19 protein-coding genes, 1 pseudogene and 1 riboswitch are annotated in these 14,725 nt (G+C 31.3%); of the genes and pseudogenes, 2 read left to right on the top strand and 18 right to left on the bottom strand.

Annotated elements, in window-relative coordinates; translation table 11 throughout:
• Both G9F72_RS12370 and G9F72_RS12365 read right to left on the bottom strand, forming a co-directional pair.
• Positions 1–1,116 (bottom strand): BMP family ABC transporter substrate-binding protein, encoded by a 1,116-nt coding sequence (locus tag G9F72_RS12370; protein ID WP_164957406.1) that lies wholly within the window; start codon positions 1,114–1,116, stop codon positions 1–3.
• 168 nt (positions 1,117–1,284) lie between these two features.
• Positions 1,285–1,386: riboswitch (purine riboswitch) on the bottom strand.
• A 93-nt stretch (positions 1,387–1,479) separates the two neighbouring features.
• A complete protein-coding gene (locus tag G9F72_RS12365) occupies positions 1,480–1,875 on the bottom strand; it encodes a hypothetical protein (protein ID WP_164957407.1) in 396 nt (131 codons plus the stop codon).
• 228 nt (positions 1,876–2,103) lie between these two features.
• Here G9F72_RS12365 and G9F72_RS12360 point away from each other — a divergent pair, with 228 nt between their 5' ends.
• Positions 2,104–3,231, top strand: a complete 1,128-nt coding sequence (locus tag G9F72_RS12360) for an aminopeptidase (protein ID WP_164957408.1) — start codon at positions 2,104–2,106, stop codon at positions 3,229–3,231.
• Positions 3,232–3,317: 86 nt separating this feature from the next.
• Positions 3,318–3,773 carry a peptide-methionine (R)-S-oxide reductase MsrB gene (msrB, locus tag G9F72_RS12355; protein WP_164957409.1) on the top strand — a complete coding sequence of 152 codons (456 nt, stop codon included), beginning with the start codon at positions 3,318–3,320 and terminating at the stop codon, positions 3,771–3,773.
• A 175-nt stretch (positions 3,774–3,948) separates the two neighbouring features.
• Here the strand turns inward: msrB and G9F72_RS12350 are convergent, their stop codons facing one another.
• The 16 genes and pseudogenes from G9F72_RS12350 to G9F72_RS12275 all read right to left on the bottom strand — a co-directional run bounded on the left by G9F72_RS12350 (position 3,949) and on the right by G9F72_RS12275 (position 14,659).
• Positions 3,949–4,104 carry a GNAT family N-acetyltransferase gene (locus tag G9F72_RS12350; RefSeq protein ID WP_202054850.1) on the bottom strand — a complete coding sequence of 52 codons (156 nt, stop codon included), beginning with the start codon at positions 4,102–4,104 and terminating at the stop codon, positions 3,949–3,951.
• A 106-nt stretch (positions 4,105–4,210) separates the two neighbouring features.
• Positions 4,211–4,501 (bottom strand): YciI family protein, encoded by a 291-nt coding sequence (locus tag G9F72_RS12345; RefSeq protein WP_164957410.1) that lies wholly within the window; start codon positions 4,499–4,501, stop codon positions 4,211–4,213.
• A gap of 218 nt (positions 4,502–4,719) precedes the next feature.
• Positions 4,720–5,589, bottom strand: a complete 870-nt coding sequence (locus tag G9F72_RS12340) for a helix-turn-helix domain-containing protein (protein WP_164957411.1) — start codon at positions 5,587–5,589, stop codon at positions 4,720–4,722.
• A gap of 267 nt (positions 5,590–5,856) precedes the next feature.
• Positions 5,857–6,156, bottom strand: coding sequence for a hypothetical protein (locus G9F72_RS12335; RefSeq protein ID WP_164957412.1), 300 nt, complete (start codon positions 6,154–6,156; stop codon positions 5,857–5,859).
• 110 nt (positions 6,157–6,266) lie between these two features.
• Positions 6,267–6,515, bottom strand: a complete 249-nt coding sequence (locus G9F72_RS12330; RefSeq protein ID WP_224676105.1) for a hypothetical protein — start codon at positions 6,513–6,515, stop codon at positions 6,267–6,269.
• A gap of 141 nt (positions 6,516–6,656) precedes the next feature.
• Positions 6,657–6,908, bottom strand: a pseudogene (locus G9F72_RS27620) (group II intron reverse transcriptase/maturase); the annotation flags it as partial.
• A gap of 99 nt (positions 6,909–7,007) precedes the next feature.
• Positions 7,008–7,193: a hypothetical protein gene (locus G9F72_RS12320; RefSeq protein ID WP_224676104.1), complete on the bottom strand. Its 186-nt coding sequence runs from the start codon at positions 7,191–7,193 to the stop codon at positions 7,008–7,010.
• A 102-nt stretch (positions 7,194–7,295) separates the two neighbouring features.
• Positions 7,296–7,574: a helix-turn-helix transcriptional regulator gene (locus G9F72_RS12315; RefSeq protein WP_224676103.1), complete on the bottom strand. Its 279-nt coding sequence runs from the start codon at positions 7,572–7,574 to the stop codon at positions 7,296–7,298.
• 472 nt (positions 7,575–8,046) lie between these two features.
• Entirely contained in the window at positions 8,047–9,294 is a 1,248-nt protein-coding gene (locus G9F72_RS12310) for a hypothetical protein (protein WP_164957413.1), read from the bottom strand.
• Positions 9,295–9,381: 87 nt separating this feature from the next.
• A complete protein-coding gene (locus G9F72_RS12305) occupies positions 9,382–10,746 on the bottom strand; it encodes a sensor histidine kinase (protein ID WP_164957414.1) in 1,365 nt (454 codons plus the stop codon).
• A complete protein-coding gene (locus G9F72_RS12300) occupies positions 10,743–11,426 on the bottom strand; it encodes a response regulator transcription factor (RefSeq protein ID WP_202054851.1) in 684 nt (227 codons plus the stop codon). The genes G9F72_RS12305 and G9F72_RS12300 overlap by 4 nt, the downstream gene beginning before the upstream one ends.
• 709 nt (positions 11,427–12,135) lie before the next feature.
• Positions 12,136–12,294 (bottom strand): hypothetical protein, encoded by a 159-nt coding sequence (locus G9F72_RS12295; RefSeq protein ID WP_224676102.1) that lies wholly within the window; start codon positions 12,292–12,294, stop codon positions 12,136–12,138.
• A 17-nt stretch (positions 12,295–12,311) separates the two neighbouring features.
• The gene (locus G9F72_RS12290) at positions 12,312–12,536 is read right to left on the bottom strand and encodes a class I SAM-dependent methyltransferase (RefSeq protein WP_164957416.1); all 225 of its coding nucleotides are present in this window, start codon (positions 12,534–12,536) and stop codon (positions 12,312–12,314) included.
• A gap of 28 nt (positions 12,537–12,564) precedes the next feature.
• Complete coding sequence (locus G9F72_RS12285) at positions 12,565–12,753, bottom strand: class I SAM-dependent methyltransferase (RefSeq protein ID WP_164957417.1); 189 nt, start codon at positions 12,751–12,753, stop codon at positions 12,565–12,567.
• Between the two features lie 267 nt (positions 12,754–13,020).
• Positions 13,021–13,563: a GIY-YIG nuclease family protein gene (locus G9F72_RS12280; protein ID WP_164957418.1), complete on the bottom strand. Its 543-nt coding sequence runs from the start codon at positions 13,561–13,563 to the stop codon at positions 13,021–13,023.
• A gap of 187 nt (positions 13,564–13,750) precedes the next feature.
• Positions 13,751–14,659, bottom strand: a complete 909-nt coding sequence (locus tag G9F72_RS12275; RefSeq protein WP_164957419.1) for a PhzF family isomerase — start codon at positions 14,657–14,659, stop codon at positions 13,751–13,753.
• Positions 14,660–14,725: the final 66 nt, after the last annotated feature.

The raw sequence follows: 14,725 nt of genomic DNA, 5'->3' as shown, positions 1-14,725 counted from the left end.
TTATTTTACCTTACCTTCTACTCCCTTAACAAACCAATCAAAGAGAAGCATATCCTTATCTGACATAACTTCACCCTCCTTAATTTTCAAAACACCGGTATTATCATAGATAGGTCCTACAAATACTTTATTTTTTCCTGAAATTATATCAGCCTTAGCTTTATCCACTGCAGCTTGTGCGTCAGGTGGAGCATTTTTAGTTAAAGTAGCTAAGTATATTATGCTTTTACTGTTATCTGCTTCCATTGCTCCCCAATAACTTTCTGATTTCCAAGTACCAGCAATAATTTTGCTAAGTTGATCTACATAATATGGTCCCCAATTCCAAATTGGAGCTGTCATATAAGCGTTTGGTGCAGCCTTACTCATATCTGAGTTATATCCTATAGACCAAACTCCCTTTTCCTCTGCAGCTATTTGTGGTCCAGTTGTATCCTGGTGTTGAGCAACTACGTCTACACCTTGATCTAAAAGTGCCTTTGCTGCTTCTTTTTCCTTTGCGGGATCATACCAAGTGTTTGTCCATATAGTTTTTACAACTGCTTCTTTATTTACGGATTGAACTCCAAGTGCAAATGCATTTATACCTCTAACGCATTCAGGAATGTTCATAGCAGCAACATATCCAATTTTATTAGATTTAGTTTTCATTCCTGCAACAATACCAGAAAGGTATCTTACTTGATAGTCTCTACCAAAATAATTTGACATATTAGTTTCTTGTGTATATCCTGAGCAATGCATGTATTTTATTTCAGGATGTTTCTTTGCAGATTTATCCATGCCATCCATGAATCCAAAGCTTGTTCCAACAATTACTGTAACACCATTGTTAATCATTTCTTCACAAGTCTTATCAACCTCTGCTGCATCTTCTTTTACACTTTCTTTAAATACTGTTTCTACCTTAGTTCCAAGTTCCTTTTGAAGAAATAGCCTTCCTTGATCATGAGCAAAAGTATAACCACCATCACCAATAGGTCCTACGTAAATAAAACCTACCTTTACTTTTTTACTAGTATCAGGAGTAACTGTATTGCTTTTTTTTGAACAACCTGTTAAAAGTCCTCCAAGAACTAGTATTAATGTAAGCATTAAACCAATAACTTTTTTCATAAAACGATCCCCCTATTTTTATAAGATTTTATACAAAGACATGACGTCTTTAATATACATAATTAAAACAAAAAATATAAACCCTCCAAATTGAAATTTCAAAATGGAAAGTTTATATAAAAATCTATTAAAGTTATAGAATTACTTTAAAAAATTTTATAACTTTAACTCTTATATACAACCACCCATAGTCAGGCTATTTATGGCAGCCCGATAGAAACATTTAGACCATATTACTAAACATATATAGGTTACAGAATACTTACTATTTTTTCAATATTGCAAAAATTTTGTATATAAGGTTATATTACAGTAAAAGTCATAAAATGTATATAGTTTTTAGTAATTATTTTGTGATTTTAATTAATTTTTAATCTTATTCTCACTTTGATTCACGTCTTCCAACTCCTCAAGTGCCTCCTCCATTGCAAGGCCAACATCACCTAAAGATTCTTCACCTACATGTTCCAACGTCTCCATAATTTTATCTGTATTAATATTATTATCATCTTCAATATTTTCGTCATTTTCCTCAATATCTTTATCAATATTATCATTCATATAATCTGGATTATCTACAACATTGTTAATATCAATATTTTTTATTTCTTCACAGTAATTTTTGGTAAAAAAAGCTATAGCAGCACCTCCAATTGCAACGCCCAATACTGTTAAAGGCCAAAAACTTTTAAGATTAACAATCTTTTGTTTTTTCTTACTAAACATATTTTTTTTTGCTGATTTGTCTAAATAGTTCATAATTTCCCTCCTTGTATAAAAATATTTTATTATTATATTGTTTCCTTATTATTATAAATAATTCTGTTTGAGCACACTATAAATGTAAGTTAAAAACAATAAAATTTAACTAGAGTATTTCTTAAACATTTGGTAACATGTTTATATGAATATTTTTTAACGGGGAACTTCAAACTGGAATATGCATTCTTAAGTTTAACGTGCTACCAATGAAAGGAGAAATTATAAATGGCTGATCAAAGACTTAACAAACTTGCAAAACTACTAGTAAATTATTCCACTCAGGTTAAACCAGGTGATTTTGTATTTGTATCCTGTGATGAGGTTGCAACACCTTGGATGGTAGAGGTGGTAAAGGAGGCTGTGAAGGCAGGTGCTCATGTGGAAACTTCACTTTCTTCACAGGAAGTTTCAGAAATAAAACTAAAACACAGCAGCGTTGAGCAGCTTCTTGAGGAAAATATACTTTTCAAAACTATGCTTGAAAAGGCAGATGTATGGCTTTCTGCCTGGGGGAATAGAAACACAAAGACCAATTCAAGAATTGATGCAGATAAACTTAAAATATCCTCCAAAGGAGCAGCAAGCTGGAGAAAAATATACTCTGAAAAAATGGGCAATGGTTCCTTAAGATGGTGTGGCACACAATTCCCTACTTATTCAGATGCTCAGGAAGCTTCCATGAGCTTTAGCGATTATGAGGATTTTGTTTATGGTGCGGGGCTACTCCATGCTAAGGATCCTGTAGAAGAATGGAAAAGGATAAGTGCAGAGCAAGAAAGATGGGTTAAATACCTTGATACTAAAAGTGGACTACATTTTATCTCTGAGGGAACAGATATCAAAGTAAACGTCTCAGGAAGAAAATGGATAAACTGTGATGGGAGAGTAAATTTTCCAGACGGAGAGATATTTACTTCACCTGTTGAAGATGGTGTAGATGGAGTAATTACTTTTAGTTTCCCAGGAATATATATGGGAAAAGAAATAGAAGGAATAGTTTTAGAAGTTAAAAGTGGAAAGGTTGTTAACGCAACAGCCGCAAAGGGCGAGGACCTACTTAAATCACTTCTTGAAACTGATGAAGGCGCCTGCAGATTTGGCGAGGTAGCTATAGGGACCAACTATGGTATTAAAAATTTCACAAGAAACATGCTTTTTGATGAAAAAATTGGTGGAACTGTTCATTTAGCTATTGGGGACTCAATGCCTGAAGCTGGTGGATTAAACAGATCCACTTTGCATTGGGATATGCTTTGCGATATGAGAAATGGCGGAAAGATTTATGCTGACGATGAATTATTCTATGAAAATGGCAGTTTTATTGAAAGTATATTAGAGAAATATAACCTATAATTTACTGTTAAATTGCATTTTCATGTCTTTTATGATTTTTATACATGAAAATAAAAAAAATACGTTTATTTTAAGGAGGTATTTTTATGGATAAAAAAGTTTATACTAAAAAAGGTAAAGAAGAACTAAAAAAGATACTGACCCCTACTCAATTTGAAGTAAGTCAAGAAAATAGCACAGAACGATCTTTTGACAATGAATATTGGAATAACAGTGAACAGGGAATTTATGTAGATATTAATAGTGGAGAGCCATTATTTACTTCTATAGATAAATTTGATTCTGGTTGTGGGTGGCCTAGTTTTACAAAACCAATGATAGAAGAACATGTGAAAGAAAATAAGGATGTAACCCATGGAATGATAAGAACAGAAGTAAGAAGCAAGTATGGTGACAGCCATTTAGGACATTTATTCACTGATGGACCAAGTGAAAAAGGCGGATTAAGATATTGCATAAATAGTGCTTCATTGAAGTTTATACCTATTTGTAAACTTGAATCAGAAGGATATACCGAGTATTTAGAACTATTTACGAAATAAGGTGTAAGACTCCTTATAAAGGTATATGTAGTACCTAGCACCTATGTCAAGGACATTCTAAAAAAAAGGTGCTAACAAGCAAACAGATGATTCCTGTATTGTACAGGAATCATTTTTTTAATTGCCATTGATATCTATAATTATTATAAAATGAATGTATCACACTAGTGGGTTTTTATTGACTTTCTTTACCTTTCCATAAACTCCAAAAGCCAATCTCTTCAAATCCTAAACTTTTATATATTTTCCCTGCTGAAGGGTTATCATAAAATAGACATAATGTTAATTCCAATAACTGTTTTTTATATGAAATATTTAATTTTAAAACCATTTTCACCTCCTCTAAATTTAGTCTATGTTACACTTTTTTTGAACTAGCAAACTCCATAAAATAAGTAAAAATATAGATTCTACAGTTATGACACTTAATACGAAGATTACTCACTTATGAAACGTTCAAACCCATCAACATATTTTGTAGGTGAAAACTCAATTATTTCATATTCTGCAATTTTATTAATATAAAATGGGTCTTCTTTAATTATTGTTTCAACTTCTTCCATATTCCTTGCATTACAAAGAATTACTCCACCTACCCTTTGATTTCTTCTGCCTGAACAAATAAATTTTTGTAATGAATAATATTTCTCTAAATGTTTTATATGTGGTTTTAATTCTTTTTCAACTTCCTCAAGTGGCTTTATGTACTTTAATACTATAATAAACATTAATGTTCTCCTCCTAAAAAACTATTTTTAATTAACCTTATGAATAGGTTTGGATTCAGAAGTTGAGCCGATAAAAACTATTACCTTAAGTATATACTTATCGTCTGCCACCATTTTTAGCGGTTTAGTTCTTTTTTAATATGTCATCACTTTAGAAAAAAGTGTAATTAAAATATTAGTAAACACAGAAAATATTCCTGTGTTTACTAATTATAAAATTAATTTAATGGGAAATAAATATCCATGTAAGTAATACCATTTTCTTGGAATTTTTCTTCAAGCCAGTATTTCTCCTTATAACAGTCAGCTCTGCAATCAGGCTCATATCCATTTGCGTTAACCCACTCCACTAATTTATTCCAACCACCAGGTATAGATTGAAAGGGATTTGAGAAAGGGTTAGTTATTCTGAGAGTTGCATAGTTCCATTTATCTATTTTTTTAAGTTTCACACCTTCGCAGACATCAATATCTTCATTGACTTTTATCCAATATTCATACCCCCTTAATCCCTTTTGCCTTTGTTCTTCTGAAACAGGAATATCAAATCCGAATTGTCTCGAGCTAGTATCAATATTATTATTTCCCATCCATTTTGTCATAAAGGTTATAACATCCTCTTCAGGGTTATTACTAATTACATATGAACTTGCCACATACATAGTATCAAGTTCCTCAATTTTTACATCACTAAAATTATATTCCATATTTAATCCTCCCCAAATTATAAATTCATTTTTCTTGAGAATAAGTTTTTGAGGTATTGCATAATGCTTATTTCTAAATTTGCTGGAGGTTTTGCCAAACTCCTTTTGAAAGGCTCTGCAGAATGAGCGTTCTGAGCTATATTGAAAATCAAGTGCTATATCAATAATGCGTCTTCCTCTATTAACTTCCTGCATGGCATAGGCAAGTCGTCTTTTTCTAACATACTCCATTAATGGAACTCCAACAAACAAGGTAAATAATCTATAAAAGTGATATTTTGAAAATCCAGCAACATCTGCACAAACCTCAATTGTGATAGGCTGTTTAATATTCTCTTCAATGTAATCTATGGTTTTTTGTAGATATTCAACATAACTCATAAAATTCACTCCTCGTTGCAACGATAACTTAATTATAATGCATGAATTTAATATTAAATGGACTTCTTTTGCTGTTTTAATAAAAATTGTTTCTTCATTCCACATAATGCTTATTTAACTATAATTGTACATATACATGTACAGTCAAATTATTAAGTTACTTCATAATATCTTACAAGTTTGACATAACTCTTTAACTGAGAAAGGTCTTCAATATCGCTGATATGCACTACACCTATCAATTTTTATACTTTTTTCAACTTTCCATTAATCATATAGTTTTCTAATAGGATGAACGCTATAGTTTTCTACCCTACTAAGCAAAATATTACTTGTCGGACATATATTAAGCTGAATTTTATTAGCACATAACCAACTCATAACACTCCTAGAATCTGCGGCGGCTATTCCAAGCTGTACCTGATCAAGTTCCAATTCTTCTATAGCCTTTCTAACTAATTCAGCAGTTCCAAATTCACCCACATGTGCTTTCAAAATTAAACCCTTTTGTTTAGCTTTTTTAAATTCTCTTTTGAAAGAAGGAACTGCAAATTCATCTTCAAACATATCAATGGACTTGAAGTAATGTTGATCTAAAAATATAACTTACAGCTTGTACCAAGATCCCGGCGTGCGGAATTACCGCACCGGGCTCTTCAAATATACTCACTTCCGTACTAAGCAAAACATTCTTCAAATCTAATTTGATTATTAGTCTTTTCAACTACTTTAGGCTTAATTAGACCATACCATTTCATCTTTTCACTAAACTCATCCCAATTAAAGCTTTTCCTTTGACTTCTACGATTCAGCCATTTATACAATATTTTTAAGGTTGAACTATAAAATTCACCTATACCTTTGCTATTTCCTATTACTCCGTAATTGTTGAAATATCCTCTGTATTTTGAGTTTAGAGTTTCCACTATGTTTTTAATTCTTTTACTACGGTTTTCTTTGCACCACAGGCTAAACGCCTTTATAGATTTCCTTAATTTGATCCTACTGGGTCTCCTTCTTATTACATCTTTACCTTTATTGGATACTGCCCAGCGAAATTTAAATCCAAGAAATTCAAAGCTTGTATTTTCATGTTTTCTAAAGCGAGAGAAACTTATAATCTTAGTTTTCTCCTCGGCTAATTCTAATTTGAACTTACAAAGCCTTTTTCCTAGTACTTTGTAAAACTTTTCAGCATCTGCTTTATAGCTGAATGCACATATAAAATCATCCGCTAGCCGACATATATATGTTTCTCCTATACAAGCAGGTTTTACAATTTTCTCATACCATAAATCTAATGCATAATGTAAATAGATGTTAGCAAGTAATAACCTTAGAAATGATTTATCTTTTATTCGTAACTCTAACAGCTTTAATAACCATTGATGGTCTATATCCCCAAGAAGTTTCTAATATCAGCTTCCACCACATGTTTCCTCGCTTATTCTGGCATCGTTATGAATGCGATCGATTGTTCCATCTAAAATACATCTTTTCCAATATTCCGGAATTTCAATGTAAGGCTTATCTCCAATATCATTAATCTCCGTTGATATACCAAACATTTCAAAGGCTTGTTTTTCTTCAATACGATAATTCATTTCTTTATCACCTTTCATATTAATTTGGATTGATAGACGACTAAAAGATTTTAGTTTAACTCCTGACTCGCGCGTAGCCGATGGAGTCACACCATGAAGTCTTTAGAATGCTTTTGTAAATGCTTCTGATGTTTCATAACCATACTTAAAGGCAATATCTATAACCTTTACATTTGAAAATGATAGTTCCTGCGCGGCAAGTGTTAACCGCCTATTGCGTATATATTCACCAATTGTAAAGCCTGTCAGCATGCTAAACATACGCTGAAAATGAAATGTTGATGAATAAGCACATTGGGCAATCTTATCAAAGTCAATTTCGTTTAAGATATTATCCTCCATGTAGTTAATAGAGTTTTGCATACTACTTAACCAATCCATATCTATCCCCCCTTAATTAAGATGATAACATTTAGATACTATTTTAGCCTGTCTTAAGCTGCTAACAAATGTCCTATTTTATTATAGGTTTAGTAGTATTTCCTGATAAATATGCCGAATGTAATTATGATAACATTGTATTTTATATATGTTAAATACAATGGATAAAGGCATTACTACTTTTATGGTTGATGAACAAAATTATACAAGTTCGCATATCCCCATTATTCTTTAACTGAGAAATACCCTTATAAAACATGACTTTTCAGATATATCTGATATTCGCAGAGCTTATCAATTAAGTGTAAATTTTTTCAACTTCCCATTATAGACACGCTCAGAATAGACGTTATGTAATAGAATATATTAATACCTCTATAACATTCTATTTACCATAATTCAACATACCTTACTAATTTCCCTTTAAAAAACCCTCAGTAATTAAACTGAGGGCCTTATTAAAAAAACAACATTATTCCTTCTTAACCTTATTAATGCTCATAAGAACAATTTGATCATATCCATTAATCTTATAGGTTATCTCAACAAAATCGTCTTTTTTAAGATCAAGTTTGTCAATTGTTTTTAATAATTCATCTGAGCAAATCAGCTTCAATTCACTATGATAACGGCTAGTTTGTTTTATATTAATATTTATACTGTATGGTTTTACACCTATATTCCCCTGAAAATAACCTGAAACTTTCTGAAGAGTACCATCCATAGTCAAGGTGTTTTTTAATGGATGATCACATTTGAAACTTTTAGCCACATTAACTATTGTTGATTTATCAATTTGTCCCCCATAAAAATATAAATCGTAAATATAGTCCTCTATTCTAAAAAAGTAATGAACTTCGCCGTCCATTAGTTCCGCCCTTACAACATTGTATGAATATCCATCAGGAAGAACTCTCATTATTGTAGCTGCACTACTACTGCTGGGAAAATTGCTCTCCATCCACTCAACACGATCAGAAGAGTATTGTTTGATAATATCTAACCCTCCAATAACCTTTTTGTCTTTTATAAAGTTAATCCCATTATCTATATTGTTTTTATATGTCCATTCCTTTGGAATGTTGACATTATAAATGGGAGTTTTTACATTAGTAATCAACTTGGCATTCCACGGTGTATATTTTTCCTTATTGCGTACAGGTTGCTTTATAAGATTATTGATCTTTTCACCAAGAATTAATCCTAATTTCTCCCCTTGATTCTTTCTATTTAATATTCTGTCCTGATATTTTTCAGGGAACATTTCCTTAACTGAGGAGAAATACTCCTCACCTTCTTTAGGAGTTTTACTCTCAATTACAGAATATTCACCGTTAGTCTTTTTTCCTATAACTACTACCATTGGTTTAAATGATTCTTCTCCCTCTCTATAATCTGATATTCCTAGGTTCATAAAGCCCATTTGATATGCCCAAATATAAGCATAAATCTTATCATTATTTTCTTCAATCCCCAAGAGTTCATGTGCTTCCAAGGTCTTATCAGCTTTTGTATTGATATTGAAACTATCTACCAGGTATTTACTTATCACAGCATCGATTTCTTTCTGTTGTTTCGCTTGAATCGAATTATTTTCAATGATAGTTACCTTATTAAGTACCATTTTAGGTACTGCTATTGAATTTGAACTTCTGAAATAAAACAACATTATGCAGATTATAACAACCAGAGACAGTGAAATTGCTACTATTTTTTTCATTTTCAAACCCCCTGCTACATTTTATTTTTGTGCATACTTGAATTAACTTATAATTAAATAATAGCATTTAGTTATATCCAAGTTATCTCATAGTTGTAAACTAAATGTAACAGTTGTACCACATTCTATCATACTTTCTATTTTAATACTTCCACCATGGGCAACTACAATCTCCTGACAGATTGAAAGTCCAAGACCGCTGCCTCCAAGTTTTCTGCTTCTTGATTTATCTATACGATAAAATGGCTGCAGAATATTATCTATGTCAGCTTTAGGTATACCCATTCCATTATCACTGACACTAATATAAATAAAATCAGCTTTCCAAAGCCTTATAATAATATGATCTCCATCAGAATGCTTTATAGCATTATCTATAAGATTGATTATAACTTGCTTAAGTTTTTCGCTATCTGCTATGACAACCAAATCCTCAATCACACATTCTATTTTGAATCCATACTTCCTTGCTCTATCCTTCATGAGATTAATAATTTGTTCTATAAGATTTCTTAGATTAACTTCATTTTTTATAATTGCTTGCTCATAAGTATTAAGCCTGGATAGCTCCAGCAGATCATTTACCATGCCAAGAAGCCGATTACTTTCACCGGTAATATAGGATAAATATTTTTCTAAATGCTCACTTTCCTTTGTCCTATTTGAAAGGTCAGCATATCCAATAATATTTGTTAAGGGAGTTCTTATTTCATGGGTGACGTTATCAAGAAATTTTTTTTGCTTTTTCTGCTCCTCCTTCAAATCTTCAATAATCAATTTGATATCGCGCCCCATTTTATTGAAGGAATCAGTTAATCCTTCAATTTCATCGCCTGTTCTAATGGCTTTTATTTCATTAAAATTTCCCTTTGAAAATTCTTTTGTTACAAGTGTTAATTGTTCAAGTGGTTTAATAAGTCTGTAAGAAAACAAGTAGCTTAATATAAATAAAATAAGTAGTGCAGTTAATGATATGAATAATAGAGTAAAAAGCAAAGTCTTTTTCATCATGTCTGCTTGATACAATGAGTTCTCTAAAATAACACATCCAATGATTTTTTCATTAGAATATATTGGTAGAGACAAAGAAAATGTTCTAACACTCCCAGTAGTATTAATCAAGTATACTTTCTTACCACTTAGAGCGCCCTTTTGAAGTTCAGTTGGATTATTTACACTGAGTCCGTCTATTGTAACTTTACTTCCCATATTCATCGTCAGTATATCTTCCAAGGATGATTTCTCTTTCTCCAAAATTTCACCAGAATTATCCTTACTCCTCATAAACTCTGATAGATACTGCTCTGTAAAATTACTCTGGCTTAAAAGATTTTGATACATACCGTACAAATTAGAGTTATCAACTGTTTTTAAAATAATAAAACCACTTATTAATATAATTACAGTTGTTATGAGAACATTCATTGTTATTACCTTAGTTCTCAGCTTCATCTTTTCAACTCCTTAAAGCGGTATCCTACCCCAAAAACTGTTTCGATACAACTGCTAAAGTCACCCAATTTTTTTCTTATTCTTTGAACATGTATGTCTACTGTTCGGGAATCGCCTAAAAAATCATAGCCCCATACATCATCCATTAATTGTGATCTTGTGAAAACTCTATTAGGATTCTTAATAAATAAGAGCATTAAGTCAAATTCCGTTGGTGTTAATTCCAATTCCGTTGAATTTATTATAACCATATGCGTTTCTTCATTTATTGTAACAATAGAATTATTCATATTTATATCCACTAAATTAGATTTTTTATTAACCCTATCAAGACGCCTGAATACTGAGCGTATTCTTGCCACCAATTCCCTATTATCAAAGGGTTTGACAATATAATCGTCTGCTCCGGCCTCGAGACCTGTTAATTTATCAGATATATCATTTTTAGCAGTGAGCATAATTATCGGAATCACAAGATACTGCAATTCCCTACATACATGAAATCCATCCATACCAGGAATCATAATATCAAGAAGAATTAGATCAAAGTGTTTCCTTTTGCATATATCAATAGCAGCTATCCCATCATAGCTAACATCAGTTTCAAATCCCTCAAGCTTTAGGTTTTGATCTATAAGATTAGCAATAAGTTCATCATCTTCAACAATAAGTATTTTCATTTCTTTCACTCCTATAAAAACCAATTGGAATAATATATGTAATATATTCCCGCTATTCTTTAACTGAGAAAATCCAAGACACTCATAAATTAATCCTGATCTTTTGAACTGCCATTATAGACATAACATGTCCAGTTTATCTGATTTATTTAGCAATTCTTACAGTAGTTTATAACGTACTTAAAGAATACTGAGAACTATTTTATTTTAGTTCAATATTCGCATTTTTTTACGATTCCGAATCATTATTACCATTATATAACATAATAGTAAATATTGGAATAGTCAAAACTTTACTGCACCATATATTCCCAATGTGTCACAAGTAAAAATGCCACAAACTTTTATTGTTTGTGACGTCTAAAAATACAAGTTCGACATATCCCCATTATTCTTAATTAAGAGAGCTCTTTATAAACCATAATTTTTCAGGTAACGTTTCGTGTTGCCGACGTTTCCCAGCCTTAGTGCGAATGCACTTGGACTGGGGAATGTGCCTTGGCGATGGTTTACCAGTAACCTATATATAGATTATAAGTCATAAATTTACACAACGCTATATAAAAATAGTCCACCAGTCAAGGCGGACGGCAACATTTTGTTATGCGGAGTTTTAGCCACTACACTTTTAGCAAGACCTGCTTCAGTTATCCTTGCTTATGCCTAATAATGATTGTGGTGCAATATATGAATATTGTATAATATATTTCTAAATGTCATGCTCATTTTTACATTTTCTCGCAATCACAAATGCAATTGGAAAACTTGCTTTAATACTTTCACTTTTAATGATATTCCATCCATTTAGTTCAAGGAACTGAATATATTCGGCATATTTCCATTTTGAAAAAGTTCTATATCCTACCATAGACGTTGTGCTTTCTATTATTCTCTCATGAAATTTCCGTTTCTTGTAAAAGTTGGAGCAATTAGAATACCATCATCTTTCAAGACTCTTGCTATATTTACGAGAGTTTTTTGAGGCTCAGGCATAATATGTAGGGCATTAGATATAATAACTACATCAAAACTCTTACTTTTATAAGTTAGATTTGTTGCGTCTTGCACTGCAAAAGTAATAGTTTTTATGCTTTTCTTTTTTTGCAACATTTATCATTTCTTCCGAGAAATCTGTTGCCTAATAATGCCCACAGATATCAGCAATACGCATTGCAAGTAAGCCTGTACATGTAGCAAGTTCTAATACATTCATATTTGTACTTAATTCATTTCTAATTTTATCTACTATTATGTCGTATGATTTTTGGTCTTTTTTCGAAATAAAGTCATATATTTTTGAAAAACGATTCCAAAACAATTTCCCCATTATCTGTTTTTTTCATTTTAATTTGCCTCCATATTATATAAACAATCTTTGTTTTACAATATTTTACAACCGCATCTCAATCAGATCAAACTCAATAACTTAGAGCAATCACTTCTTTTGTTCTAAATTCCGTATAACTATGACATTCCGCACACTCATTAATTAAATGTGATTTTTTTCAACTTCCCGTTATAGACACGATATGTCCAGTTTTATGGATAATGGGAATCTTAAATTAAAGCATAATAATTTTAAAATTAGGCTGTATTATCTAGTTCTTAACTTAGATAATTCTTCCCTAAAAGTTCTATTCTTTTCACTATTATTATCTTTCAAATTTAAAGGGGGTTCATAAGTGTTAATCAAATATATTTCAAACTCCATAGGGTTATCAATTGTAACAAAATGCAGTATCAAGTTATCTTTCATCCATTTTGATAATCTTTCCTTGTGTTCATCAATAAACTTATATTTTAAGTTATTTGTTTCACTCTCATATTCTTTTTCAAAACCAAACAATACTCCCAAGCTTTTCCGTAATGTAGATCTTCTAGCTTTTCCATTAAAGTGATTTCTATAATCCCGTTTTCTTATACTTTTTACCCTTGAAGCTGGTATACCGGCGATTCCTACATAAATAATTGGTAATCCATTAACGTATGAATATTCTAATTCCTTCATTCTTACTGGTAAAACATCAGTATTTTTTGCACATATTAGATAAGCTCCTGCTGCATCTGGTAATTTAGTGGGCATGTCTATTGTAGGGATAAAAGTATTTTCTAATAATTTATTTAATGACTCTTTCAAATTACTACTCAGCCTCCCTTATGATGGTAATTTCTATAATTTCGAATATGTTGCATCCGATAATATAATAACTGCAAATTATTAACCTAATGGTTATATGGATAATAGGAAACTGATTATTGATTAGTACATATCAAAACTAATACTTTATTTCTATCTTATCTAAATTGGTTGTTATTTAAGATAGTCATTCTAATGATAATTCAGATTTAAATGCTATTATGGCATTTCCTGAAATTTTAATTTCTACAGGTTCTTTATTTTCTATCTTTACCTCAACGTCGATAATACCTGTTCGTTTTATAGCTTCACCTTGTTTAGCTTTGAATCTAAATAAAGAATTATTATGATTAACCAATTTGTGATGAACCAGATATGCACCCAAAGGACCATTTGCATTACCAGTTACAGGGTCTTCATTAATGCCTATCGCAGGAGCAAACATTCTGCCATGTACTAAAATATCAGCATCTTGAGAATTAACTGTAAAAACGTAATATCCATTACACTTAATATCGTTGCTCAATTTAGAAAGGGCATCATAATTTGGTTTCATTTTATTTAAAGTTTCAATGTTTTTTATACCAACCATAACCTTAGAATGACCTGTTGAAACTACCTGTATTGGATAATCTTCTAGTAAATCTTTATTACTTATATTCAACGCGAATGTAATATTTTTTATATTTATTCCATCAATAATCGTTCCAAATTCAATCTTACCTTGTGTCATAGTAATTTTATAATCATCATTTTCTTTTACTATATCAACAGGTAAAATTCCAGCACCAGTTTTATGATAAACCCTAGAAGTAACAAGCCTGTTTTCAATTGCGCGGGCATAGTGAGCTGCAATAGTTGCATGTCCACAAATTGGTACTTCATTTGTCGGAGTGAAAAACCGTATATGAACATCATACTCATCATTATTTGAAGATAGAATAAATGCTGTTTCAGAATTATTAAGTTCCCTAGCTATTTTCTGCATTTCAGCTTCAGTTAATCCATCAGCATTTGTTATTACTCCAGCTGGATTTCCAGCAAACTTCTCCTTAGTGAATGAGTCAATTTGGTATAAATTATATTTCCTTGTCATAATATTCCTCCTAAGATAGTATCAATTTATATATTGCAAGTTACTCAATTTATCTGGAGCAGATAG

Origin of the sequence: Clostridium estertheticum, assembly GCF_011065935.2 — a bacterium.
GTDB classification, from domain to species: Bacteria; Bacillota; Clostridia; order Clostridiales; family Clostridiaceae; genus Clostridium_AD; species Clostridium_AD estertheticum_A.
The sequence above is the reverse complement of the archived record's forward strand: the minus strand, read 5'-3'. Positions and strand labels throughout refer to the sequence as shown.

Bases quoted from the DNA above. Each gene is read 5' to 3' on its own strand.
- G9F72_RS12370 (WP_164957406.1), bottom strand. From the start codon at position 1,116: ATGAAAAAAGTTATTGGTTTAATGCTTACATTAATACTAGTTCTTGGA.
- G9F72_RS12365 (WP_164957407.1), bottom strand. From the start codon at position 1,875: ATGAACTATTTAGACAAATCAGCAAAAAAAAATATGTTTAGTAAGAAA.
- G9F72_RS12360 (WP_164957408.1), top strand. From the start codon at position 2,104: ATGGCTGATCAAAGACTTAACAAACTTGCAAAACTACTAGTAAATTAT.
- msrB (WP_164957409.1), top strand. From the start codon at position 3,318: ATGGATAAAAAAGTTTATACTAAAAAAGGTAAAGAAGAACTAAAAAAG.
- G9F72_RS12350 (WP_202054850.1), bottom strand. From the start codon at position 4,104: ATGGTTTTAAAATTAAATATTTCATATAAAAAACAGTTATTGGAATTA.
- G9F72_RS12345 (WP_164957410.1), bottom strand. From the start codon at position 4,501: ATGTTTATTATAGTATTAAAGTACATAAAGCCACTTGAGGAAGTTGAA.
- G9F72_RS12340 (WP_164957411.1), bottom strand. From the start codon at position 5,589: ATGAGTTATGTTGAATATCTACAAAAAACCATAGATTACATTGAAGAG.
- G9F72_RS12335 (WP_164957412.1), bottom strand. From the start codon at position 6,156: ATGTTTGAAGATGAATTTGCAGTTCCTTCTTTCAAAAGAGAATTTAAA.
- G9F72_RS12320 (WP_224676104.1), bottom strand. From the start codon at position 7,193: ATGAATTATCGTATTGAAGAAAAACAAGCCTTTGAAATGTTTGGTATA.
- G9F72_RS12315 (WP_224676103.1), bottom strand. From the start codon at position 7,574: ATGGATTGGTTAAGTAGTATGCAAAACTCTATTAACTACATGGAGGAT.
- G9F72_RS12310 (WP_164957413.1), bottom strand. From the start codon at position 9,294: ATGAAAAAAATAGTAGCAATTTCACTGTCTCTGGTTGTTATAATCTGC.
- G9F72_RS12305 (WP_164957414.1), bottom strand. From the start codon at position 10,746: ATGAAGCTGAGAACTAAGGTAATAACAATGAATGTTCTCATAACAACT.
- G9F72_RS12300 (WP_202054851.1), bottom strand. From the start codon at position 11,426: ATGAAAATACTTATTGTTGAAGATGATGAACTTATTGCTAATCTTATA.
- G9F72_RS12295 (WP_224676102.1), bottom strand. From the start codon at position 12,294: ATGGTAGGATATAGAACTTTTTCAAAATGGAAATATGCCGAATATATT.
- G9F72_RS12290 (WP_164957416.1), bottom strand. From the start codon at position 12,536: ATGTTGCAAAAAAAGAAAAGCATAAAAACTATTACTTTTGCAGTGCAA.
- G9F72_RS12285 (WP_164957417.1), bottom strand. From the start codon at position 12,753: ATGGGGAAATTGTTTTGGAATCGTTTTTCAAAAATATATGACTTTATT.
- G9F72_RS12275 (WP_164957419.1), bottom strand. From the start codon at position 14,659: ATGACAAGGAAATATAATTTATACCAAATTGACTCATTCACTAAGGAG.